General features: G+C 72.4%; 20 protein-coding genes. 13 read left to right on the top strand and 7 right to left on the bottom strand.

Going from position 1 to position 23,343, the window contains the following annotated elements; translation table 11 throughout:
• The first annotated feature begins 163 nt into the window (after positions 1 to 163).
• Both ACFU3E_RS00750 and ACFU3E_RS00745 read left to right on the top strand, forming a co-directional pair.
• Positions 164 to 2,539: a PQQ-binding-like beta-propeller repeat protein gene (locus tag ACFU3E_RS00750; protein ID WP_384149880.1), complete on the top strand. Its 2,376-nt coding sequence runs from the start codon at positions 164 to 166 to the stop codon at positions 2,537 to 2,539.
• A 167-nt stretch (positions 2,540 to 2,706) separates the two neighbouring features.
• Positions 2,707 to 3,267 carry a hypothetical protein gene (locus ACFU3E_RS00745; RefSeq protein ID WP_384149877.1) on the top strand — a complete coding sequence of 187 codons (561 nt, stop codon included), beginning with the start codon at positions 2,707 to 2,709 and terminating at the stop codon, positions 3,265 to 3,267.
• A gap of 39 nt (positions 3,268 to 3,306) precedes the next feature.
• On the opposite strand, the gene ACFU3E_RS00740 is transcribed toward ACFU3E_RS00745, so the two are convergent.
• Genes ACFU3E_RS00740 through ACFU3E_RS00725 form a run of 4 tightly spaced genes read right to left on the bottom strand, consistent with a single transcriptional unit; the run spans position 3,307 to position 6,662 of the window.
• On the bottom strand, positions 3,307 to 4,257 hold the full coding sequence (locus tag ACFU3E_RS00740; protein WP_384150583.1) for an alpha/beta fold hydrolase: 951 nt from the start codon (positions 4,255 to 4,257) through the stop codon (positions 3,307 to 3,309).
• Between the two features lie 50 nt (positions 4,258 to 4,307).
• A complete protein-coding gene (locus ACFU3E_RS00735; protein ID WP_384149874.1) occupies positions 4,308 to 5,081 on the bottom strand; it encodes an enoyl-CoA hydratase/isomerase family protein in 774 nt (257 codons plus the stop codon).
• Positions 5,078 to 5,491 carry a Zn-ribbon domain-containing OB-fold protein gene (locus ACFU3E_RS00730; protein WP_384149871.1) on the bottom strand — a complete coding sequence of 138 codons (414 nt, stop codon included), beginning with the start codon at positions 5,489 to 5,491 and terminating at the stop codon, positions 5,078 to 5,080. The genes ACFU3E_RS00735 and ACFU3E_RS00730 overlap by 4 nt, the downstream gene beginning before the upstream one ends.
• Positions 5,492 to 5,501: 10 nt before the next feature.
• Entirely contained in the window at positions 5,502 to 6,662 is a 1,161-nt protein-coding gene (locus ACFU3E_RS00725; RefSeq protein WP_384149868.1) for a lipid-transfer protein, read from the bottom strand.
• Between the two features lie 97 nt (positions 6,663 to 6,759).
• On the opposite strand from ACFU3E_RS00725, the gene ACFU3E_RS00720 reads away from it, so the two are divergent.
• On the top strand, positions 6,760 to 8,367 hold the full coding sequence (locus tag ACFU3E_RS00720) for a FadD3 family acyl-CoA ligase (protein ID WP_384149865.1): 1,608 nt from the start codon (positions 6,760 to 6,762) through the stop codon (positions 8,365 to 8,367).
• Here ACFU3E_RS00720 and ACFU3E_RS00715 read toward each other — a convergent pair.
• Positions 8,357 to 9,283 carry an SMP-30/gluconolactonase/LRE family protein gene (locus ACFU3E_RS00715; protein WP_384149862.1) on the bottom strand — a complete coding sequence of 309 codons (927 nt, stop codon included), beginning with the start codon at positions 9,281 to 9,283 and terminating at the stop codon, positions 8,357 to 8,359. The two genes, ACFU3E_RS00720 and ACFU3E_RS00715, sit on opposite strands and share 11 nt — an antisense overlap.
• Positions 9,284 to 9,604: 321 nt before the next feature.
• Here ACFU3E_RS00715 and ACFU3E_RS00710 point away from each other — a divergent pair, with 321 nt between their 5' ends.
• The 8 genes from ACFU3E_RS00710 to ACFU3E_RS00675 all read left to right on the top strand — a co-directional run bounded on the left by ACFU3E_RS00710 (position 9,605) and on the right by ACFU3E_RS00675 (position 19,521).
• Complete coding sequence (locus ACFU3E_RS00710; RefSeq protein WP_384149859.1) at positions 9,605 to 12,673, top strand: BTAD domain-containing putative transcriptional regulator; 3,069 nt, start codon at positions 9,605 to 9,607, stop codon at positions 12,671 to 12,673.
• A gap of 215 nt (positions 12,674 to 12,888) precedes the next feature.
• Positions 12,889 to 13,065 (top strand): hypothetical protein, encoded by a 177-nt coding sequence (locus tag ACFU3E_RS00705; RefSeq protein WP_384149856.1) that lies wholly within the window; start codon positions 12,889 to 12,891, stop codon positions 13,063 to 13,065.
• A 161-nt stretch (positions 13,066 to 13,226) separates the two neighbouring features.
• Positions 13,227 to 14,471 (top strand): amidohydrolase family protein, encoded by a 1,245-nt coding sequence (locus ACFU3E_RS00700; RefSeq protein WP_384149853.1) that lies wholly within the window; start codon positions 13,227 to 13,229, stop codon positions 14,469 to 14,471.
• 14 nt (positions 14,472 to 14,485) lie between these two features.
• Positions 14,486 to 15,388, top strand: a complete 903-nt coding sequence (locus ACFU3E_RS00695; RefSeq protein WP_384149851.1) for a TIGR03619 family F420-dependent LLM class oxidoreductase — start codon at positions 14,486 to 14,488, stop codon at positions 15,386 to 15,388.
• Positions 15,389 to 15,700: 312 nt separating this feature from the next.
• Entirely contained in the window at positions 15,701 to 15,910 is a 210-nt protein-coding gene (locus ACFU3E_RS00690; protein WP_384149848.1) for a hypothetical protein, read from the top strand.
• Entirely contained in the window at positions 15,907 to 16,710 is an 804-nt protein-coding gene (locus ACFU3E_RS00685) for an RNA polymerase sigma factor (protein ID WP_384149845.1), read from the top strand. Before ACFU3E_RS00690 ends, ACFU3E_RS00685 begins: the two co-directional genes overlap by 4 nt.
• Positions 16,707 to 18,752: a M48 family metalloprotease gene (locus ACFU3E_RS00680; RefSeq protein ID WP_384149842.1), complete on the top strand. Its 2,046-nt coding sequence runs from the start codon at positions 16,707 to 16,709 to the stop codon at positions 18,750 to 18,752. Before ACFU3E_RS00685 ends, ACFU3E_RS00680 begins: the two co-directional genes overlap by 4 nt.
• A gap of 115 nt (positions 18,753 to 18,867) precedes the next feature.
• Positions 18,868 to 19,521 carry a response regulator transcription factor gene (locus ACFU3E_RS00675; protein WP_384149839.1) on the top strand — a complete coding sequence of 218 codons (654 nt, stop codon included), beginning with the start codon at positions 18,868 to 18,870 and terminating at the stop codon, positions 19,519 to 19,521.
• 19 nt (positions 19,522 to 19,540) lie between these two features.
• Here ACFU3E_RS00675 and ACFU3E_RS00670 read toward each other — a convergent pair whose 3' ends face one another.
• Complete coding sequence (locus ACFU3E_RS00670; RefSeq protein ID WP_384149836.1) at positions 19,541 to 20,332, bottom strand: hypothetical protein; 792 nt, start codon at positions 20,330 to 20,332, stop codon at positions 19,541 to 19,543.
• A gap of 49 nt (positions 20,333 to 20,381) precedes the next feature.
• Positions 20,382 to 21,125, bottom strand: a complete 744-nt coding sequence (locus ACFU3E_RS00665) for a hypothetical protein (protein ID WP_384149833.1) — start codon at positions 21,123 to 21,125, stop codon at positions 20,382 to 20,384.
• A 166-nt stretch (positions 21,126 to 21,291) separates the two neighbouring features.
• On the opposite strand from ACFU3E_RS00665, the gene ACFU3E_RS00660 reads away from it, so the two are divergent.
• Both ACFU3E_RS00660 and ACFU3E_RS00655 read left to right on the top strand, forming a co-directional pair.
• Entirely contained in the window at positions 21,292 to 22,062 is a 771-nt protein-coding gene (locus ACFU3E_RS00660) for an SDR family NAD(P)-dependent oxidoreductase (RefSeq protein ID WP_384149830.1), read from the top strand.
• 112 nt (positions 22,063 to 22,174) lie between these two features.
• On the top strand, positions 22,175 to 23,293 hold the full coding sequence (locus tag ACFU3E_RS00655) for an LLM class flavin-dependent oxidoreductase (RefSeq protein WP_384149827.1): 1,119 nt from the start codon (positions 22,175 to 22,177) through the stop codon (positions 23,291 to 23,293).
• Positions 23,294 to 23,343 lie beyond the last annotated feature (50 nt).

Genomic DNA, 23,343 nt, shown 5'->3' with positions numbered 1-23,343 from the left:
CTTCCGTGCCGAGACATCCCATTTGTCACCGGGTTCGCAACCAGGGCTCGGGCCAGGAAGAATCAGGGTGCGTGCCGCCATGGCGGTGCGGTGGTGAGACGCTGCACGGGGTCGCGTGGAACATGTGGCTTGGCGCGGCTCGTACGGGGAGGTGGCAGGCAGAGTGGTGGATCAGCTGACGCAGCACGATCCGCGGCGGATCGGGCCGTTCGAGGTGCTGGGACGGCTGGGTGCCGGCGGCATGGGGCTGGTCTATCTCGCGCGTTCGGCGTCCGGCCGGCGTGTGGCGATCAAGACCGTCCGGACGGAGCTGGCCGAGGACCAGCTGTTCCGGGTCCGCTTCACCCGCGAGGTGGAGGCGGCCCGCGCCGTCTCCGGCTTCTACACGGCCGCGGTCGTGGACGCCGACCCGCGTGCCGCCGTGCCGTGGCTGGCCACCGCGTACGTCCCCGCGCCCTCCCTCGAGGAGATAGTGAACGACTGCGGCCCGATGCCGGCCCAGGCGGTGCGCTGGCTGGCGGCGGGTGTGGCCGAGGCGCTCCAGTCCATCCACGGCGCGGGCCTGGTGCACCGGGACCTCAAGCCGTCGAACGTCCTCGTCGTCGAGGACGGCCCCCGGGTGATCGACTTCGGCATCGCCTCGGGCGTCTCGAACACCCGTTTGACGATGACGAACGTCGCCGTCGGCACCCCCGCCTACATGTCGCCCGAGCAGGCCAAGGACTCCCGCAGCGTCACCGGCGCCAGCGACGTCTTCTCCCTCGGCTCCATGCTGGTCTTCGCCGCCACCGGGCACCCGCCCTTCCACGGTGCCAACCCGGTCGAGACGGTCTTCATGCTGCTGCGCGAGGGCCCGGACCTGGAAGGGCTCCCGGACGAACTGCGGCCGCTCATCGAGTCCTGTATGCAGATGGACCCGACGGCCCGCCCCAACCCGGCCGACCTCCAGTCCCAGCTGGCCCCCCACCTCTTCGGCTCCGGCTCCGACGACAGCGGCACGGCTTCCGCGTGGCTGCCCGAGCGGGCCGTGGGCCTGATCGAGTCCCGCCGCAACGGCCGCCCGGCCGGCAAGCCCACCCCCGGCGCCGGCCGCGGCGGCGGACGCCCTGCCCCGGGCCCTGCCCCCATCCCGCCCCCGCCCTCGCACGACCCCGTCGTCCCGGCGTCCGTACCGGCCCCGGCCGGCGGGCCCGACACCGGCCCCGTCCGGCTGGCCGGCGCCCAGGTGCCCATCGGCCCGGGCCCGCGCGTCGCCGACGTGCGGGCCGCCGCCGTCAAGGCACCTCCGCCGGAGGCCGCCCTCGCCGCCTCCTGGTCCAAGCCACGCCCCGGCGTCAACGGCGCCGACCCCGTCGTGGGCGCTGCCGTCGCCGCACCCCCGGCCCCGGCCGCCCCGCCGGAGCAGGCCGGCGGCTGGCGGCCGTGGCGCTTCCGCATGTCCAACGACGTCTGGGGCACGCCCTCGGTCGCCGACGACCTGGTCTACGTCACCTCCTTCGAGGTGCACGCGCTGGACGTCGCCACCGGCCGCCGCCGCTTCAAGACCCGGGACGTCGCCTGGTCCATGGCGGTCGCGGACGGCCGTATCCACGCCTCCGACGGGCCGACCCTGTTCGCCCTGGACGCCCGGGAGGGCGCCGACCTGTGGCGCCTGCAGACGGACGCCTGGGTCTACTCGCTCCAGGCCGGCCGCGGCACCGTCGTCACCGGCACCCGCGGCGGCGGCGTCCAGGGCTGGGAGGCCTCCGGCGGCCAGAAGCTCTGGGAGATCACCGGCTGCCAGTCCGACTTCGAGTCCCCCGAGGCAGGACCCGCCCTGCACGACGGCACGGTCTACGTGTGGCAGGACGCCCGGCTGCGCGCCCTGGACGCCCGCACCGGCGACGAACGCTGGTCGTACCCGATCGGCGACGCCGCCTCCTGCGGCGGCGTCCCCATCCGGCTCACCCAGGCCACCGACGGCTACGTCTACGTCTGCGCCGGCACCCGCGTCCTCGCCCTCGACGTGGCCGCCGGGCATGTGAAGTGGCACTTCGAGGCCCCGGCCGTCTTCCTCAGCCCGCCCACCTTCGTCCCCGGCCCGGCCGTCACGGGCGGCGGCATCTACCTCGCCGACTACCTCGGCACGGTCTACGCCCTCGACGCCACCGACGGCCGCGACCGCTGGCGCATCGCCACCGAGGCCCGCTCCTGTGTCGACCCCGTCCTGGTCGCCGCCGGCCACGTCCACGTGGGCAGCGGCAAGGGCCTCTACACCCTCGACGCGGTCACCGGCACGCCCAAGTGGCGCTTCCAGGCGGGCGGCGACATCGTGGGCACCCCCTCGGTCGCCGAGGGCCGTATCCACTTCGGCTCCACCGACCACCTGCTCTACACCCTGAAGGCCGACGACGGCCGGCTGCGCTGGAAACTCGCCACCGGCGGCGAGATCACCGGCTCCCCGGTAGTCCGGGACGGGGTGGTGTACGCGTGCAGCAAGGACCGCTGCGTGTACGCGCTGGACGCGGAGAAGGGCACGGGCACGGCGCGCACCGCCTGACCGGCCCGGGACGGCCGTCGCACCGGCGTACGGAAGGGGTGCTCCGGACGGCGGCCGTCGCTTGTCGGGGAGAGCGTTCACCGCTCCCACCCAAGACGCTACGCCGGGCACGTGCCGGTCGCCATGCTGTGACATGCCCGTGACAGAAGATCACTAGGCTCACCGTCATGCGGATACGGGGGCGCAGGCTCAGGTTCACGGCGGTGGCTGTCCTGGTGGTACTGGCACTGACCGGTTTCTCGTCCGGCCGGGGCCGCGGCGGCGGCCACGGCGGCAGCGGAGGCGGCGGGTGCAGCAGCTCCAGCCAGGACCATGACAGTTCGAAGTCGTCGACGTCGAGCGGCGGCTCGTACGGCTCCGACGACGATGGTCACGCGAGCAGCGGCGGCAGCTCGTACACCCGCCGGCCGAACTACGGCTCCACGCCGACGTCCTCCTCCGGCGGCGGCAGGGCCCTGAAGGACGGCACGGCGCAGCTGATCAGCTGCGCGACCCCGGAGGCCCCCTACGCGACCGTCGAGGTCCGCAACCCCAACGGCCGCAAGGCCGGCTTCTCCGTTTCGGTCACCTTCGAGGACGCCCGGGGCATCACCGTCGTCGACCGGTACGGGGAGGTCACGGTCCCCGCGAACGGCACGGCCACCGTCGACGTCCGGGTGGGCGGCTCGGGCCTGGTGGACTCGGTCGACCACTGCGAGGTCGACCGCCGGGCCCTCGTCGACGACTGACGGGACGAGCGACTGACGGGACGAGCGACGTGCGGGACGTCAGTCCCGCAGCTCCGTCAGGAAGTCGATCAGCGCCTCGTTCACCTCGGCGGGCCGCTCCTGCTGTGTCCAGTGGCCGCAGCCCGTCAGCACGAGCGGCTTGCGGCGCAGGTCCGGCATCAACTCGGGCAGCTGCTGGATCAGTTCCGGCGTTCCCGGGAAGGCCGGCACCAGGTCCCGGTCGCCGTACACGTACAGCGCGGGCGGAGACACGACCGCGCCCTGCCAGGGGGCGGTCAGCTCCCAGTTGCGGTCCAGGTTGCGGTACCAGTTCAGCGCGCCGGTGAAGCCGGGCTCGAAGCTCTCGGTGAGCACGTCGAGGTCCTCCTCGGTGAGCCACTCGGGCAGCATCTCGGGGTTCGGCGCGTCCGCGAGCCAGCCGCGCTCCAGGTCGACCAGGGCCTGCTCGGGGCGCCCGGCGTCCGGCGCGTCACCGGAGGCGGAGTACAGCAGCTTGCGCAGGGTCGTGCGGGTGTCGGCGGCGAACTCGGCGTCCGCGACGCCGGGCCGGCTGAAGTAGTTCCAGTAGAAGCGGCCCTCGAACCGCTCCTGCATGGTCTCCAGCGGAGGCCGGCTGCCCCGGAAGGGCGGCGGCACGCTCAGCCCGGCCACCCCGCGCACCACGTCCGGCCGCAGCAGCGCGGTGTGCCAGGCCACCGGCGCGCCCCAGTCGTGCCCGACGACGAACGCCCGCTCCTCGCCCAGCGCGTGGATCAGCCCGACCACGTCCCCCACCAGGTGGAAGATGCTGTACGCGGCCACGTCCTCGGGGCGGTCACTGCCGCCGTACCCGCGCTGGTCGGGTGCCACCACCCGGAAACCGGCCTCGGCCAGCGGACCGAACTGGTGCCGCCAGGAGTGCCAGGACTCCGGGAAACCGTGCAGCAGCACCACGAGCGGGCCCTCGCCCTGCTCCGCGATGTGCAGTTGTATGCCATTGACGTCGATCATCCGATGCTCAACCACGCCCCGAGCATACGCATGTAGGAGTCAACGATTCCCTAACGCAACCGGTACTCCCGCGACCGCCCCGCGAACAGCCGGGCCTGCCGCTCACCTGCCGCGTTCCCGAGTGCGATGAGATGCGGCGCCTGTGCGACCCCCTGCGAACGTCCCGCCTCACTCGCGGCCCACAGCGCCCGCACGGTCCCCTGCACGGCCTCGGTCGGATACCCGGCGAGCACGGCGGCACACGCGGTCGCCGCCCGCAACGCCTCCCCCTCCGCGACGAGTTCCGACACCAGCCCCACCTCGTACGCCCGCCGCGCCGAGATCCGCTCCGCCGTGCCCATCAACGCCATCCGCGCGACCTCCCCGTACGGCATGCGCTGCGCCATCAGGACCGACTCGTAGGCGCTGACCATGCCGTAGGTGGTGTGCGGGTCGAAGAAGGCGGCGGTGGTGTCCGCGACGAGGAACTCCGCCTCACCGAGCAGATAGAAGGCCCCTCCGCAGGCCATGCCGTGCACGGCGGCGACGACCGGCTTCCACAGGTCGTTCGCCTTCGGCCCGATGCCGAGCAGCGGATCGTCCTGCGCGTACGGCGAGTTCGGCTGCGGCACGACGGCGCCCCGGTCGATGCCGGTGCAGAAGGCACGCTCGCCGGCCCCGGCGAGGACGATCGCCCGCACGGCGTCGTCGAACCGCAACGCGTGCCATGTGGAGGCGAGTTCGTCGGCCATGGCGACGTCGACGGCATTGAGCCGCTCGGGCCGGTTCAGCGTCACGACCGCGACCCCGCTGTCCCGGTCGGTCCGCACGAGCACACTGCTCATGACCGTTCCAGAACCCACTGGGGAAGGCCGTCGTGGAACACGGCCCGCACCCGGGCGCCGATGCGCAGGCTCTGCGGCGGGAGGGAGCCGAGAGGCCGGCCGGCCCCGGCGACCAGGTTGCCCACCAGGCGGATGCGGGGCGCCTCGTCCAGCTCGACGACGATCACGTTGTACGGCGCCTGCGCGGCGTAGTCGGGCAGCAGCGGTGGATGGGCGACCACGTACGACCAGACCCGGCCCCGGCCGGACACCGGCCGCCACTCGGCGTCGAAGGACTGGCAGTGCGGGCAGCAGGGCCGGGGCGGGAAGCGGAGCTCTCCGCAGTCGGCGCAGGCCTGGACGCGGAGTTCGCCCTGTGCGGCGTACTCCCAGAAGGGGGCGCCGTCGGTGTCGGGGACGGGACGCAGCATGGGATGCTCCTCAACTCCTCAGCAGCAGGGCGGAGGTCGGGACCCCTTCCCCCGCCGTGACCAGACAGGCGGAGGCGCCCGGCACCTGCGCGGTACTGGTCCCGCGCAGCTGCCTGACCCCCTCGTTGATGAGGTTGAAGCCGTGCACGTAGGCCTCGGACAGCCCGCCCCCGCCGGTGTTCACCGGCAGCAGCCCGCCGATCTCCAGTGCCCCGCCCTCGGTGAACGCCCCGCCCTCACCGCGCCCGCAGAAGCCGTAGCCCTCCAGGGACAGCAGGACCAGGGGCGTGAAGGCGTCGTAGATCTGGGCGACGTCGACGTCCTCGGGGGCCAGGTCGGAGTGTTTCCACAGGTGCCGGGCGGCGGTCCAGGCGGGGCCGGTGAGGGGGTCGTCGTTCCAGTAGTTGACCATGCCGTGGTGCTGGGCGGGGAGCGACTGGGCGGCGGAGTGGACGTAGACGGGCCTGCGCCGGCAGTCGCGGGCGCGCTCGGCGGAGACCACGACACACGCCAGCGCCCCGTCGGTCTCCAGGCAGTTGTCGAAGAGGCAGAGCGGCTCGCTGATCCAGCGGGAGTTCATGTACATCTCGCGGGTGAGCGGCCGGTCGTACATGATCGCGGCGGGGTTCTGGTTGGCCCGGTTGCGGCAGGCCAGGGCCACGTTGAACAGGTGGTCCCGGGTGGCGCCGTACTCGTGCAGGTAGCGGCGGGTGAGCATCGCGATCTCGTCGGCGGGTCTCAGCAGCCCGTACGGCCGGGTCCACTGGGCCGGGGTCGGGAGCTGGACGGCGGTGTTGGTCCAGGGCCGGGGCCCGCTGCCCCGCTTGCGGGACCGCCAGGCCACCCCGACGCTCGCCTGCCCGGCGGCGATGGCGGCGGCGAGATGGGCGACGGTGGCGCACGAACCCCCGCCCCCGAAGCCGACCTTGCTGAAGAACGTGAGGTCGCCGAAGCCGCAGGCCTTCGCCAGCTCCACCTCGTCCGTCTCCTCCATGGTGTAGGAGGCGAGGGCGTCGACCTCGCCGGGCGCGATCCCGGCGTCGTCGAGAGCGGCCAGGACGGCGCGGCAGGCGAGGGTGCGTTCGTCCTCCGGGAGCCGCTTGGCGAAGGGCGTCTGGCCTATGCCGACGAGGGCGGTGGCGTCCTTGAGGCCTCCCGATCCTGCTGCCATGCTGCGCGCACCTCCGGGGCCGAACGGTCGCTGACAGGTCGTCAGATTACAGATAATCTGACGGGTAGTCAGCTCCTACGTCGTCGGGAGGCGTGCTGTGCGAGCGGATACGGCATGGGAAAGCGTTCCGGGCCTGGTCAGGACGGCGGCCGAGCGGTACGCAGACGTCGAGGCGGTCGTCGAGGGCCGGACCCGTGTCACCTACGCGGAACTGGGCGCACGCGTGGAGCGCGCGGCGGCGGCCTGCCTGGCGACCGGCGTCGAACCGGGCGACCGGGTCGGCATCTGGGCCCCGAACTCGCTCGACTGGATCGTCGCAGCCCTGGGCGCGGTCTCCGCGGGTGCGGTGCTCGTGCCGCTGAACACCCGGTTCAAGGGCGCCGAGGCGGCGGACGTGCTGCGCCGCAGCGGCGCCCGGCTGCTGTTCGTGACGGGCACGTTCCTCGGCACGTCGTACGTGGCGTCCCTGCGCAGGGCGGCGGGGGACGGCCCGTGCCGCGGCCCGCTGCCCGGCCTGCCCGCCCTGAAGCACGCGGTCGTCCTCTCGGACGACGTCCCGGACGGCTTCCTGACCTGGAAGGACTTCCTGGCCGGCGGGGAGGGTACGGGGCCGGCGGACGTCCGGGAGAGGTCCGCGGTCGTGCGGGGGACCTGGCCCTCGGACATCATCTTCACCTCGGGCACGACCGGCCGCCCCAAGGGCGCCGTCATCACCCACCACCAGACGCTGCGGGCGTACGACATCTGGGGCGACCTCGCGGGCCTCACCCGGGGCGACCGCTACCTGATCGTCAACCCCTTCTTCCACACCTTCGGCTACAAGGCCGGGGTGATCGCCTGCCTCATGCGGGGCGCGACGATGATCCCCCAGCCGGTGTTCAACGTGAACACGGTCCTGGCCAACATCGCCGCCGAGCGGGTCTCCGTGCTCCCCGGCCCCCCGACCCTCCTCCAGTCCCTCCTGGACCACCCCGCCCGCGACGCCCACGACCTCTCCGCCCTCCGCCTGGTGGTCACGGGAGCGGCGGTCGTTCCCCTCCGCCTGGTGGAGCGGCTGCGCACCGAACTCGGCATCGGCACGGTCCTCACGGCCTACGGCCTCTCCGAAGCGAGCGGTGTCGTCACGATGTGCCGGCGCGGCGACGACCCGACGGTCATCGCGTCCACGTCGGGCCGGGCCATCCCCGGCACGCAGGTGCGGGTCGTGGACCCCGGGGGCAGGACCCTGGACGCCGGCCTGCCGGGCGAGGTCCAGGTGCGCGGCTTCCACGTCATGTCCGGCTACTACGAGGACGAGCAGGCCACCGCCGAGGTGCTGTCGCCGGACGGCTGGCTGCGCACCGGCGACGTCGGCGTCCTGGACGCGGCGGGCAACCTGCGCATCACCGACCGCCTCAAGGACATGTTCATCGTCGGCGGCTTCAACGCCTACCCCGCCGAGATAGAGCAGCTCCTGGGCCTTCACCCGGACGTGGCGGACGTCGCGGTGATCGGCGTACCGGACGCCCGGCTCGGGGAGGTCGGGCGGGCGTACGTCGTGCGGCGCCCCGGTGCCCTGCTGACCGCCGACGACCTGATCGCCTGGTCCCGCAGGGAGATGGCGAACTACAAGGTCCCGAGAGCGGTGGAGTTCGTCGCGGAACTGCCGCGCAACGCGAGCGGGAAGGTCGTGAAGGGCGCGCTGCGGGATCCGGTCACCGGCTGAGCGGCAGGGCCGGAGTACCGGTGACCGACATCATCAACGAGTACAGGGTGGTGTCCGCGGCGATGAACAGGCGGTTGCGCCGGGCGCCGCCGAACCGGACGTTGGCGACGGTACCGGGCACCAGGACGCGGCCGATCAGCGTGCCGTCGGGGTCGTAGCAGTGCACGCCCCCGGCCATGGCCGCGGCCCAGAGCCGCCCCTGGTCGTCGAACCGGATGTTGTCGAAGCTGCCGTTCCCGCACGTGGCGAAGACATCGCCACCGGACAGGGCGGTGCCGTCCTCGCCGACGTCGAAGACGCGGATGTGGTTGGCGACGCTGTCGGACACGAACAACTGGCGCTCGTCCGGCGAGAAGACCAGGCCGTTGGGCCCCTGGAACCCGTCGGCGACCAGCCGCACCTCGCCGCTCGCGGGGTCGGCGCGGTAGACGTTCCGGGCGCCGATCTCGCTCTCGGCGCGATGTCCCTCGTAGTCGGTGGCGATCCCGAACTCGGGGTCGGAGAACCACACCGACCCGTCCGACCTCACGACGGCGTCGTTCGGGCTGTTGAGCCGCTTGCCCCGGAACCGCTCGGCGATCACGGTGACCGAGCCGTCGTGCTCGGTGCGGGTCACCCGCCGATTGCCCTGCTCGCAGGTGATGAGACGGCCCTCGCCGTCCAGGGTGCTGCCGTTCGGGTACCCGGCGGGCGAGCGGAAGACCCCGACGGCCCCGGTCGTCTCGTCCCACCGCAGCAGCCGGTCGTTGGGAATGTCGCTCCACACGAGGTACCGCCCGGCGGGCACGTACACGGGCCCCTCGGCCCACCGGCACCCGTCGTACAGAGTCTCCAGCCGCGAGTCCCCCGCCTGGCACCTGCCGGTCCGGAACCGCTCGTCGAGGGTCTCGTACAGGTGGGGCTGCTCGCCGGGCATGGGGCCGCCTTCGGGTCGGGAGGGTGATGCGCGGGACCCACTATCGCGCGACGTCCCCCGGCGCGTCTCGGCGACACCACCCGTCAACCGGAGCAGCCGGGCGGCCCTCTCACCTCGTGACCCGGGCACGGCACCGTGTCGTCCTGCCCGGACGCTCCGACTCCCCCTCCGTAAGGGGCCCTGGCCGCCCGTGTGGGGAGAGAGTGTGCAGACCTGGTGGACTCCCGTGCGCCGCCCTGTGATCGGTGTCTCGCACGGCTGACGTATCCGCCGTCAACAAGGCAAACTGGCGTGGTTGCTCAGGATGTCTAGGGGGACTGCATGGACGGTGTACCGGACGGTGTGCCGCGCACGCCGGAGCAGCGGCGTCCCGACCTCACGCCGATGTCGCCGGCCGCCCGCGCCGAGCCGGCGACGACGGCTGGGCCGGAGAAGCCGGCGGAGTCCGCGACCCTGCGCTTCAGCGTGCTCGGCCCCGTGCGCGCCTGGCGCGGTGACGAGCCGGTCGCCACCGGGTCCCCCCAGCAACGCGCCCTGCTCGCCGCCCTGCTGCTGCGCGAGGGCCGCACGGCCACGGCGGCGGAGTTGATCGACGCCCTGTGGGGCGAGGAACCGCCCTCGCAGGCACTGGCGGCGGTACGGACGTACGCCTCCCGCCTGCGCAAGGTGCTGGACCCGGGCGGTGCGGGACGCCGGTCGGGCGGCACCGGCACCACCGCCCCCACCGCCCTGGTCAGCGAGTCCGGCGGCTACGCGGTCCGCGGCCTCGCCGAGAGCGCCCTGGACCTCACCGTCGCCCAGGACCTCGCGACCGAGGCGGAGAAGGCCCGCTCCACCGGCGACCTCTGCCACGCCCGCGACACCCTGCGCCGCGCCCTCGCCCTGTGGGACGGGGAGACCCTCGCCGGAGTGCCGGGCCCCTACGCGGAGGCCCAGCGCGTCCGCCTGGAGGAGTGGCGGCTCCAGCTCCTCGAATCGCGCCTGGACATGGACCTGGAGCAGGGCTGCCACGCCGAGGCCGTCTCGGAGCTCACGGCCCTCACCGCGGCCCATCCGCTGCGCGAGCGGCTCCGCGAGCTCCTGATGCTGGCGCTCTACCGCAGCGGTCGCCAGGCCGAGGCACTCGCCGTGTACGCCGACACCCGCCGTCTGCTCGCCGACGAACTCGGCGTGGACCCGCGCCCCGGCCTGAGCGAGCTGCAGCAGCGGATCCTCCAGGCGGACCCCGGGCTGGCGGAGCCGTCCTCCCCGGCCCCCGAGCCGGCCTCCGTCCCGGTACGCCCGGCACAACTGCCCGCGACGGTACCGGACTTCACCGGCCGCACCGGTTTCGTACGCGAACTCGGCGACATCCTCGCCTCCGCCGAGGGCCGGGTCATGGCGGTCTCGGCCCTGGCCGGGATCGGCGGCGTCGGCAAGACGACCCTCGCGGTACACGTGGCCCACCAGGCCCGCGCGACGTTCCCGGACGGGCAGTTGTACGTCGACCTGCAGGGCGCGGGCGCCCGGGCGGCGGAACCGGAGGCCGTCCTGGGCTCCTTCCTGCGTGCCCTCGGCACGGCAGACTCGGCGATCCCCGACTCCCTGGAGGAGCGCGCGGCCCTGTACCGCTCGGTCCTGGCCGGCCGCCGCGTGCTGGTCCTGCTGGACAACGCCCGGGACGCCGCCCAGGTACGCCCCCTGCTGCCCGGCACGGACGGCTGCGCCGCGCTGGTCACCTCCCGGGTGCGGATGGTGGACCTGGCGGGCGCCCACCTCATCGACCTCGACGTGATGTCCCCGGACGAGGCACTGGCGCTGTTCACGAAGATCGTGGGCGAGGAGCGGGTGGCGTCCGAGCGGAAGGCCGCCCTGGACGTGGTGGCGGCCTGCGGTTTCCTGCCGCTGGCGATCCGCATCGCGGCGTCCCGCCTGGCGGCCCGCCGCACCTGGACGGTGTCGGTCCTCGCGGCGAAGCTCGCCGACGAGCGCCGCCGCCTGGACGAACTCCAGGCCGGCGACCTGGCCGTCAAGGCGACCTTCGAGCTCGGCTACGGCCAGCTGGAACCCGCCCAGGCCCGCGCGTTCCGCCTGCTCGGCCTGGCGGACGGCCCCGACATCTCCCTCGCCGCCGCGGCGGCCGTCCTGGACCTGCCGGCCGAGGACACGGAGGACCTGCTGGAGTCCCTCGTGGACACCTCCCTCCTCGAATCGGCCGCCCCCGGCCGTTACCGCTTCCACGACCTGGTGCGGCTCTACGCGCGTGCCTGCGCGGAGAGGGACGAACTGCCGCCCAGCGAGCGGGGGTCGGCGCTGTCCCGGCTGCTGGACTTCTACCTGGCGTCCGCGGCGGGCGTGTACGCGATCGAGCGGCCGGGCGACCGGCTGGTGGATCACCTGGAGCCCACGTCGTATCCGGGCCTGCGGTTCGACAACCGGCACGCGGCGCAGGACTGGCTGTACGCGGAGGCCATCTGCCTCCTCGCGTGCGTACGGCAGTCCGCGGGGCGGCCGGAGACGCTCCCCCGGGCCATCGACATGCTGTGGGCCGCGCACGACCTCTCCGAGTCGGGGGCCAACTCCCGCGAGTACGAGGCCACGGCCGGGGCGCTCGTCGACGCGGCCCGGTCGCACGGCCTCGGGCGGGCCGAGGCTCGGGCGCTGATGACGCTCGTCAACGTCCACCACGTGAGCGGCCGTTTCGAACGGGCCGAGGAGGAGGCGGAACGGGCCATCCGCCTCGCGCAGGAGTCCGACGACCTGCTCCCCGTCTGCTGGGCGCGCAACGCGCGCGGCATCATCGCGCTGTACCAGAACCGGCACGAGGACGGCGAGGAACACCTGTCCCGGGCCATCGAGCACTTCCGGGCCCTGGGTGACCGCCCCGGCGAGGCCTCCGCGCTCTGCAACCTCTCCCGGATCCACCTCGCGACCGGGCGGACCCAGAGCGCGGTCTCACTGGCCCAGGAGGGCATCGGCATCTACGACGTCATGGGCAACTCCATGCGCGGGGCGAACGCCCGCTACGCCCTGGGGCTCGCCCTCACCCAGAGCGGGGAGCTGGGCAACGCGGCCGACCGGCTCCGGGAGGCGCTGGAGGTGTTCCGCGACAGCAGGCAGCGCCTCTGGGAGGGCATGAGCCTGTTCCGGCTGGCCGAGGTGGACCTCGCCGCCCGGCGCGCGGCACGGGCCGCCGCCAACGCCGAGATGGCGCTCACGGTGCTCCGCGGGATCGGCGGCGAGTGGCGGCGGGGCAACGTCCTCACCGTCCTCGGACGCGCGCTCAGCGGCATCGGCCAGACCGGCCGGGCCCAGGTCTGCTGGCAGGAAGCGGCCGCGATCTACGAGGAGCTGGGCTCTCCGGAGGCCGCCGAGGTGCGTGCGCTGCTGTCCCCGGTGCAGGCGGCCTGAGCCGCCGTGGAGGCGTTCATCATTCGTTTATCGCCCCACGCCATCATGGACGCAGTCGATCCGTCGCGTCGGGGGGCAGACGGGTCACCGCACGGGCCTCGCTCCGGTGATCCGGGGCGAGCGGCCCGGGTGGGCCCGCCCGGTCATCCTCGGGGGAGTGACCGGGCGGGCCCACCGACCTCACTGCGTGAACCATGCCAAGGGGAGTGACGATCATGGGCGACGAGCTCAAGCCGCAGGACCTGCACGCCACCGACGAGCCGCTGGAGACCAAGGACCTGCACGCCACGGACGAGGGCGCCGTCAAGAAGCAGGACCTGCACGCCACCGGGGAGCCGCTCGAGGTCAAGGACCTGCACGCGACGTCGGAGCCCTTCAAGCCGGCGAAGTAGTCCACCACCACACGGGGTTCGGCCGCGGCGGCGCGGAGGGGGAGCCGTCGCGGCCGAGGTGTGTCCAGAACCCGGCGGCAGGTACGGGCAGGGGCTGGAGCCCCAAACGCTCCGGTACCGCATAGCTGACGCACCGTCAGATCGGCGCTACCGTGAGCGCCATGGACACCCACGACAGCACGTTTCCGCTGATCATCTCCGTGGACGACCACACCGTGGAGCCCGCGGGCGTCTGGCAGGACCGGCTTCCCGAGCGGTTCCGGGACGTCGGACCGCGGATCGTCCGGGCTCCCGTGAAGGAAATGACCTTCCTCGGCGGCCGCTTCAGGCCGGTCATGGGGCAGCCCGGGGACGACGGACCCGTCGGGGACTGGTGGGTCTACGAGGAACTCAGGCGGCCCCTGACCCGGCTCGACACCGCGGTCGGGTACGACAGGGACGAGATCAAGCTCGAGGTCATCACGTACGAGCAGATGCGGCCCGGGTCCTACGACGTCACCGCGCGGCTCGCCGACATGGACGTCAACCACGTCCAGTCCGCCCTGTGCTTCCCGACGTTCCCGCGTTTCTGCGGCCAGACCTTCACCGAGGCGAAGGACCACGAGCTGGGCCTGCTCTGCGTGCGCGCCTACAACGACTGGATGGTGGAGGAGTGGTGCGGCCCGGACGCGCACGGGCGGCTCATACCCCTGCCCCTCATCCCCCTGTGGGACGCCGAACTGGCGGCGGCGGAGGTCCGGCGCAACGCCGCCCGCGGTGTCCGGGCCGTCGCCTTCTCCGAGATACCGCCGTACCTCGGGCTGCCCTCCATCCACACCGACGACTGGGACCCCTTCCTCGCCGCCTGCGACGAGACCGGCACCGTCATCGCCATGCACATCGGCTCCAGCAGCCGCATGCCGTCCACCTCCGCGGACGCCCCGCCCGCCGTCGGCTCCACCATCACGTACGCCAACTGCTGCTTCTCCATGGTCGACTGGCTGATGAGCGGCAAGTTCGAGCAGTTCCCGAACCTCAAGGTCATGTACGCCGAGGGGCAGATCGGCTGGATCCCCTACATCCTGGAGCGGGCCGACGTGGTGTGGGAGGAGAACCGCGGCTGGGGCGGTGTCGCCGACAAGGTGCACCGGCCGCCGTCCGAACTCTTCGCCGGGCACGTCTACGGCTGTTTCTTCGACGACGCCTTCGGCCTGCGCAACCTCGACTCCATCGGCGTCGGCAACGTCCTCTACGAGACCGACTACCCGCACTCCGACTCCACCTGGCCCAAGTCCCGCGAGGTCGGCGAGGCGCAGATGGGGCACCTGGAGCCGGACGTGGTCGAGCGGATCGTGCGGGGGAACGCCATCGAGCTGCTCGGGCTGACGGCCGAGGGGCTGTGGCCGGGCGCCGGCGGCGCGCGGTGAGCCTGCGGTACGGGATGCAGCTTCCCGTCCAGTCGCAGAGCACCCTCTACGCCGAGGGATGGGAGGCGGAGGCCGGGCCGGAGGACCTGCTGGAGATCGCCCGCGCCGCCGACCGGGCCGGGTTCGACTACCTCGCCGGCTGCGACCACGTGGGCATCCCCCGCCGGCTCGCCGCCGCCATGAGCACCGTCTGGTACGACCCCGTCGCCACCCTCGCCTTCCTCGCCGCCGCCACCGAACGCGTCCGGCTGCTCAGCCATGTCGCGATCGTCGGGCTGCGCCACCCCCTGCTCACCGCCAAGCAGTACGCCACCCTCGACCATCTCAGTGGCGGCCGGCTGGTCCTCGGGGTCGGCGCCGGGCACGTCCAGGAGGAGTTCGAGGCCCTGGGCGTCGACTTCCGCGGGCGCGGGGCCGTGCTCGACGAGTGCGTCGACGCCCTGCGCACCGCGCTCGGGCCGGACGAGTTCCCCGAACACCACGGCAAGTTCTACGACTTCGAGGGGCTCGGGCAGCGGCCCCGGCCGGTGCAGGACCGGGTCCCCCTGTGGGTCGGCGGCTCCTCGCCCGCCGCCGTACGACGGGCCGCGCTCAAGGGCGACGGGTGGCTCCCGCAGGGGGATCCGAGGGACCGGCTGCCCGCACAGATCGCACGCATCAGGGAGTTGCGCGAGAAGGCCCATGTCCAGGGCGCGTTCACCGTGGGCGCCATCGTCGAGCCGTTGTACGTCGGCACGCCCCGATGGGACGCGGGGCGCCGGACCCTCACCGGCGGGCCCCAGGAGCTCGCCGAGTCGCTGCGGGCGTACCGGGCGATGGGCGTGCACCAGATCCAGGTACGGTTCCGCAGCCGGGGCAGACGCGAACTCGTCGACCAGATCGCCGCGTTCGGAGCCGAGGTGGGGCCGTTGCTCTGAGGGGGCCTCGCCCTGCGAGCGCCCGGGTCACGCGGCCCGTCACCGGCGCCGGACCTCCACGAGAACGGGGCACCCCCGTCCAGGGGCCTCCGGCGCCTCGCGATGCACGGCACCAGACCACGCGACCTGATCGGACCCTCCTGGTGCAAGGACCGCTGCGGGCGCATACCGGCGGGCCGGGAGGCACCGATACCGGGTGTCGCCGGGGCGTGCTGCGGGAATTCCCGAAGTGCGGGTAAACACTCTGCCGCTCAGGTGCTGTTACTGGGCAGACACACCATTCGTCCCCGGACACAGGAGAGTGCTTGCCCGATGCGTGACACGGTAACCGTAGTGGCCCTGGTGGGCGTGGTGACGGCGTTCCCGAGGGTGCTGATCTTCTGCCTGATGTGCCGGGAACGGCGGCGGCTCGTCATGCTGGCCCGGGCCTGCGGACACGACGGACTCGTCCTGGAACACCGCGGAGCGGACCGCGCGCGGCTGGCGCTGAGGCAGGCACGGGGAGAGGACGCACGCGGATGACGACGGAGAAGGTGGAGAGGGCGGAGAGGGCGGGGATCGAGGAGGCCGGCGAGACGGCCGACGGGGGGTTCGCGGGCTTCTTCGAGCGCTCGTACCCCGGCATGCTGGCACGTGCCCTCCTGCTGTGCGGCCACCGCCAGGACGCCGAGGACGCCGTCCAGGAGGGGTACGCGGAGGCGTTCCGCCGCTGGGAGCGGCTGCGTGCCTACGACGCGCCCGACGCCTGGGTGTACCGGGTGGTCCGCCAGCGGCTGTGGGCGGCCGGCCGCCGTCGTGCCCGGCGCCGCTCGGCCGAGACCCGGCTGCCCCAGCCGCCGCCGACGGCGAGCGTGGAACAGACGGCCGAGGCGCGCGCCGTGCTGTCCGCCCTGGCCGGGCTGCCGCCCCGGCAGCGGACCGTGCTGGTCCTGCACTGCCTGGAGGGGATGACGCAGGCGGAGATCGCCGAGGAACTGGGCCTGCGGCGGGGCTCGGTCGCGGCTGGTGTGTTCAGGGCCCGCAGGCACCTCGAGAAGGGGCTCGGCATGGTGGACGACGAGGGCGGGGGCGACCGGGACGGACTGCACGGCTGGGACGAACTGGTGCCGTCCGGCGCCTTCCGGGACGCTCCCGCCGCGAACCGGGTCGCGGGGCCGGAACCGGCGGATCCGCTGGCCGGAGCACTGCGGCGCACCGAGCTGTGGCTGCGCGGAGGGGTCGCCGCCCGGTCGGACGCGCTGGACGCGGTGCTCGCCGCGGTGACCGGGACGGCCGGGGCGACCCGGGCGACCGGGCCCGGGGGGACGGGGGACCGGGCGTGACGGCCGCCCTGCGCTCCCTGCTCGCGCTGACCCTGGTGGTGGGTTTCTACCTGCTGGCCGTCGCGCTGACCGTGGGCTACGCCGTCTTCGGCGCGCAGATGATGCGGATCATGTTCGATCCGGAGACCCGGTGGGGCTGGCCGATGTCGCCGTTCTACGCCGTGTTCGGCGTGCTGGCGGCTCTGGCGCTGACGAAGGTCTTCGTTCCGGACCGCCACCGGCCCCGTCCCGGGACCACGCCGGTCGACCTGGACGACGCCCCCGAGCTGTGGGAGACGGTGATGGAGCTGGCGGACGCGGTGGACGCGCCGATCCCCACGGACATCCGCGTCACCCTGGAGCCGAACGCGGCGGTCGGCGAGGGCCCCTCCCAGGGCGGCGGCCGGTGCCTGTACGTCGGGCTGCCGCTGCTGGCCGCGTTGCGGGCGGACGAACTGCGCGCGGTGCTCTGCCACGAACTGGGCCACTACTCGCACGGCCACACCCGCTTCGCCGCGACCGTGTACCAGGGGGCGGTCGCTCTGGACCGCGCACAGCAGAGCTTCGCACGACCGGAGGTGGGCAACCCCGTCGTCACCGTCTACACCGGTTTCCAGCATCTGACGGTCTCCGCGTACGCCTGGATGTACCGGGCGTTGTCCTTCGCGGTCCGGCGCCGCCAGGAGCTGGAGGCCGACGCGGCGGCCGCCGCGGTCGCGGGGGGCCGGGCGACGGCCGACGCCCTGTGCGCCATCGGCACGGTCGCCGGCGCCTGGGAGGACTTCCGCGCCCGCTACCTCACCCCCATGGCCGAGGCCGGCCGGCTGCCCGACGACCCGATGGCCGCCTTCACCGCGATGTTCACCGACGCCGGGTACCGCCCGGTGCTGGACCGCCGGTGCCGGGAGCGCCCGCAGGAGCGGCGGCGGCTGTTCGACTCGCACCCGCCGCTCCGCGAGCGGCTCCAGGCGCTTCAGCGGTGCCCGTCGTCGCCGGACCACGGTGACCCACGACCCGCCGCGGCGCTGCTCGGCCCCTCGGGCACCCTGCCGGAGGGTGTGCTGACCGCGCTGCTGTCCGAGGTGGCTCCCCCGGACGGGGAGCCGTCCACGGTTCCCTGGCGGGAATGGCGGGCCCGGGCGGAGGAGTGGCGAACCGTCCGTGCCGTGACGGATCTGGACGCGGCCCTGGGACTCCTCGCGCGCTCCCGCCGGACGCTCGGCGGTGTCCTGGACCTCGTCGAAGCGGGCCGGGGCGAGGAACTGGCGCAGGCGCTGCGGGACGTCCGCTGGGGTGCCCGGCAGTGGGGTGATCTCGGCGAGGAGCGGTCCGCGGTGGCTTTACGGGTGCTCGTGGGCCAGAGCCTGGTCGACGCCGGCCGGGCGGGCTGGCGGGCCGACTGGACCGGGCGGCCCGGGGTGCCGGTCCCGGCGGACACCGACGCGGTCACGGCGCTGGAGGCGGTGGCCGGTGCGGTCGAGGGCCCCGGGCGGGTGGCCCGGCTCCGGTCCGCGCTCCTGCGCTGTGAGGTCGCCCTGGAGACCCCGCTCGCCTCGGCCGGTCCCGCCGCCGGTGTTCCGTCCCGGGCCGCCGGCCCGGCCCGGCCCGCCGAGCCGGCCGGCCGGGGACGCCCCGCCGGCCCGCCGCGAAAGCTTCAGGTGGGAGCCTTCCTGGCGTCCGTGGTGACGTTGCTGTTGTTCTACGGCAACTACCGGATCTCTCATCTCCCGCCGCCGGATCGCACCACGCCACCGGTGTTCACACCCACCCTGGAGCCGCGGACACCGACATGCCCGTCCGGGTACCGGCCGTACCAGTACGTCTGCCTGCCCCTGCCCAGCCCCAGTGGCCAGGATGCCGTCTCCCACCGCACGATCCGGGTGCCGCCGAACGTCACCCTGCCCGAACTCGCCTGCCGGTACGGGACGAACGTCCCCTACCTCATGGCGCTCAACTTCCTGGACCAACCCGTGCTGAGCCCCGGCCAGGAGCTGATCGTCCCGGAGGTGCCCGCCACCGGGGCCGCCACCGCGACGCCGTGCTCCGCGAACCCGTGGACCTGAAGCACGCAGCCGTCGACCAGGGGGCCGAGAATCCTTGAAAGATTGAACATGTCCGCGTCGCGTCGCGTATATACGCACGTACGGACCCACGGATCCGGTGGAAGGACACAACGACGTGCGTACTTCCCAGTCAGTCTCCGTCGCCCTCGCCTGCCCCGAGGGCGCCTGGCCGCACACCGGCTGGCCGGCACCGGACGATCCGTGCGTGGGGCGGACGGTGCGGGTGACTCCGCCCTTCGAGGAGCTCCGGACTCTCCGGGGCGTGGAAGTGGTGCTCCTGCGCTGCGAGGATCCGTCGGACACGGCGTCCGGTCTGCCCGCCGTACGCGAGCGTACGGCGGCTCCGGTGATCGTCGTCAGCCCTCGCCGGGACTACAGGACGATCATCGAGGTCTTCCGCGCGGGAGCGGGTTATCTGGTCGAGGGTGACCACTGCGCCCGCATGCTCTCCTCAGCCGTCGTGGGGGCCACGGCCGGGCACACCTGCCTCTCCCCGGCGGCCTGCGCGGCCCTGCGGGAAGGACTGCGGCGGCTGTCCGAGGGCGGGGCGGCGATGGAGCGGCTGCGGACGCTGCTCTCCCCGCGCGAGTGCCAGATCATGGAACTGTTGTCGACCGGGCTGGGCGCCAAGGAGATCGGGCTGCGGTTACGGCTGAGCGAGAAGACCGTGCGCAACAACCTCAGCAACATCTACGCCAAGCTGGACGCACGCGGCAGCACGGACGCGGTCCTGAGGTGGGTGGGAGCCGCGCCCATGCTTCGCGTCTGAGAACCTCCGGTGCGCCCGGTTACGGCGCCGGTATCTCCGAGAGGGGGATGTCGACGTCGGTGACGTTCTCGCCGCCCTCACCGAAGCCCGGTTCGGACCTGAGGGCGCGCGTGGAGTTCAGCAGCCCCGCGGCCTCCGGCGTCCCGCACTTCACGTTGCGCAGCCACAGGCGCCCGTCGGGGGTGCCGTTCTTCAGGATCTGCGGATAGAAGACGTGCACACTCGTGCCGCCCTCACTCGGCGAGAAGAACACCTTCCGGCCGTTCTGCGGCTCCTTGTACGTGGCCCGCAGGAATCCGCTCACGTCGGTGCGTTTCGCGGACCACATGAAGAAGGCGATGCTGTCCGCCTGCACGGTGTCCGTCCTGCTGAACGCCAGGCCGGTCGCCTTGTCGTCACGCGTGATGTTGATGTCCGAGGTGCTGAACTTCAGGCCGATCTCGAAGAAGGAGTTGCCGAGTTTCGTGTCGGCGCCGGCCGTGAATCCGTCCTCGAGTTGAACGACCCTGGTGACGGACGTGCTCACATCGAAGGTCTTCGAGGCGGTGCTCGTCGATCCGCAGTTGTCGGACACCGGGGAGACCCGCTGGTTCGGCCCGAGGTTGTCCCGTTTGAACTGGACGTCGACGAACTCGCAGTTCTCCAGCCTGTCGGAGTCCGCCGAACAGTCGGCGCTCACTTCGGAAGGGGTGGCGGCACCGGCCGGGTTCATCAGCGGTACGGCCACCGCGACGGCCGCCACCGGGGCCAGGGCGAGGGTGATGCGCTTCTTCCTGCTCCGGTGGCTTCTCTTGCGGCCGGCGCTTGTCATGGGGTTCTCCTGTGGGGGAAAGGGGGTGGGGGAAGGGGTGCGCGGGGTGTCAGCAATCGGTCAGCACGGGCCTGGACGTGCCGTCCACGACACCGGGAGCGCCTGCGGCGCCCGGCAGCATGACCGGCCCCTCGACGACCTCCGGTGCCACGAAGTTCTGTTCCGGCGTGGCGTTGGTGGTGGTCGTCGCCGCGCGGGCGTCGATCCGCACCCGCCATTCGCCCGTCATGCGCTGCATCTTGGGCGTGAACTCCATGTGGAGCACCTTGCCGACCGGCACCTCCCGCTCTTCCGTGTCACTGGCGGTCGCCGACGTCAGGGTGAGGTCGAGGGTGCCCTTGTGCTTGACCCAGGAGCCGCTCAGGGCTCCGAAGAGTCCTCCGCCGCCGCCCTGCTGGGTGACGGTGTACTTGCCCTGGCCCTGTGCCGTCGTCGCCGACCAACTGATCGACACCTTCGCCGGTTCGGTGGCGTTGGGTTCGCAGTTGGGGAAGTCGATGGAGGCCTTTTCGGTCGGTCCGTCGAAGGTCTCGAAGTCCGTCTCGACGAACTCGCAGTTGTCCGACGCGAATCCCGGTCCGGCGATCGGGTGGCCGCCGAAATCGAAGATGGACTGCTGCTTGCCGTCGAGTACCTTCGCCCGCTGGCACATCGTCATGATCTGCTCGGGCGTCTTCTCGTCGGCGGCGTTCGCCGACGGCAGCAGTACCGTGGCCACGGCTCCGCCGGTCACGAGAGCCGATCCGATCGCGACGGTCCTGATCTTCCTGTTCTTCAGTCTTCTCTTGGCCATGAGCCAGATCCTGGACGGTCCTGATCGCCCCCGACAGAGTCAAACATCCCTACTTGCCGGTCACGTGAGTTTCGCCTCAGCAACGTCCGAGGCTTGCATCTGACGCATCGTCAGGTATGTCGCTACGATGCGGAGTCCACCGTGTCCACCCGTGAAGGGGGCCGTAATGGGCAAGCTCGACGGACGGGTCGTCATCGTCACCGGCGCCGCACGGGGCCAGGGTGAGCAGGAGGCGCGGCTGTTCACGGCCGAGGGCGCCAGGGTGGTCGTCGCGGACGTCCTGGACGACCAGGGCGAGGCCCTGGCGAAGGAGATCGGCGCGAAGTACGTCCATCTCGACGTCGGCCGGGAGGACGACTGGCAGGCGGCCGTCGCCGCGGCAAGGGAGGCGTACGGTCATGTCGACGGGCTCGTCAACAACGCCGGCATCCTGCGCTTCAACGCTCTCCTCGACACCCCCCTCGACGAGTTCACGCAGGTCGTGCGGGTCAATCAGGTGGGGTGCTTCCTCGGTATCAAGGCCGTCGCCCCGGAGATGTCCGACGGCGGCACGATCGTCAACACGGCCTCGTACACGGGCCTGGCCGGGATGGCGGCGGTGGGTGCGTACGCGGCGTCCAAACACGCCGTCGTCGGCCTGACCCGGGTCGCCGCCCTGGAGCTGGCCGGGCGGGGGATCCGCGTCAACGCCGTCTGCCCGGGGGCCGTCGACACCGCGATGTCCAACCCGGCGCGGCTGGATCCGGGCGCCGACCAGGAGGAGGCGGCGAAGGGGCTCGACCGGCTGTACCGCAAGCTCGTGCCGCTGGGGCGGGCCGGACGGCCGGAGGAGGTGGCCCGGCTCGCCCTCTTCCTCACCTCCGCGGACTCGTCGTACATCACCGGGCAGCCGTTCGTGATCGACGGGGGGTGGCTGGCCGGCGTCAGCGTCATCTGACCTGACGGCGTATCAGCTATTGACGCTCATGAGGGCCGGTGGAACAGTCGGAGCCATGAATCTGACGGATCGTCAGAAAACGTCGGACGTGATCGTGGGGCGGTGAGTCTCCTTGGAATTCGGGGTCTTCGTACAGGGATACGTGGGCAAACGGGCCGAGACCGACCCGCTCGCCGAGCACAAGGCACTGATGGAGGAGACCGAGTACGTCATCCAGGCCGACACGTCGGGCTTCAAGTACGCCTGGGCCTCCGAGCACCACTTCCTGGAGGAGTACTCGCACCTCTCCGCCAACGACGTCTTCCTCGGGTACCTGGCACACGCCACCGAGCGGATCCACCTGGGCTCCGGGATCTTCAATCCGCTCGCGCCGGTCAACCACCCGGTGAAGGTCGCCGAGAAGGTCGCCATGCTCGACCACCTCAGCGAGGGACGGTTCGAGTTCGGCAGCGGGCGGGGGGCGGGGTCGCACGAGATCCTCGGGTTCCTGCCGGGGATCACCGACATGAACCACACCAAGGAGCTCTGGGAAGAGACCATCGCCGAGTTCCCCAAGATGTGGCTCCAGGACGAGTACGTCGGCTTCCAGGGCAAGCACTGGTCACTGCCGCCGAGGAAGGTCCTGCCGAAGCCGTACGGCAGGTCGCACCCGGCGATGTGGTACGCCGCCGGGTCGCCGCCGTCGTACTCCATGGCCGCGAGGAAGGGGCTCGGCGTGCTCGGCTTCAGCGTGCAGAAGGTCTCCGACATGGAGTGGGTGCTGGAGCAGTACAAGACGGCGATCGTCGACGCGGAGCCCGTCGGGGACTTCGTGAACGACAACGTGATGGTGACGACCACGGCGATCTGCGCGCCCACGCACGAGGAGGCGGTGCGGATCGCGGCGAACGGCCAGTTGCACTACCTGCCGTCGCTGGTGTTCCGCTACCACGACACGTTCCCCCGGCCCGAGGGCTTTCCCGTCTGGCCCGAGACGCTGCCCGAGTACACCGAGGAGTTCGTGGAGGTGCTGATCGAGGAGGAGTTGCTGATCTGCGGCGATCCGGACGAGGTGCTGCGGCAGTGCAAGCGGTGGGAGCAGGCCGGGGCCGACCAGCTGAGCTTCGGGCTGCCCGTGGGGGTGCCGAAGGAGGAGACCCTGCAGACGATCCGGCTGGTCGGGGAGCACGTGATTCCCAAGATCGACACGGATCCTGTGCATCGGACTTCGCGATTCCGGGGTGCTGCCTGATCGCCGTTGGCGGGTGCGGGTGCGTCGTGGCTCGTCGCGCAGTTCCCCGC

The organism is Streptomyces sp. NPDC057424 (assembly GCF_042803315.1).
Taxonomy (GTDB): domain Bacteria; phylum Actinomycetota; class Actinomycetes; order Streptomycetales; family Streptomycetaceae; genus Streptomyces.
The sequence above is the reverse complement of the archived record's forward strand: the minus strand, read 5'-3'. Positions and strand labels throughout refer to the sequence as shown.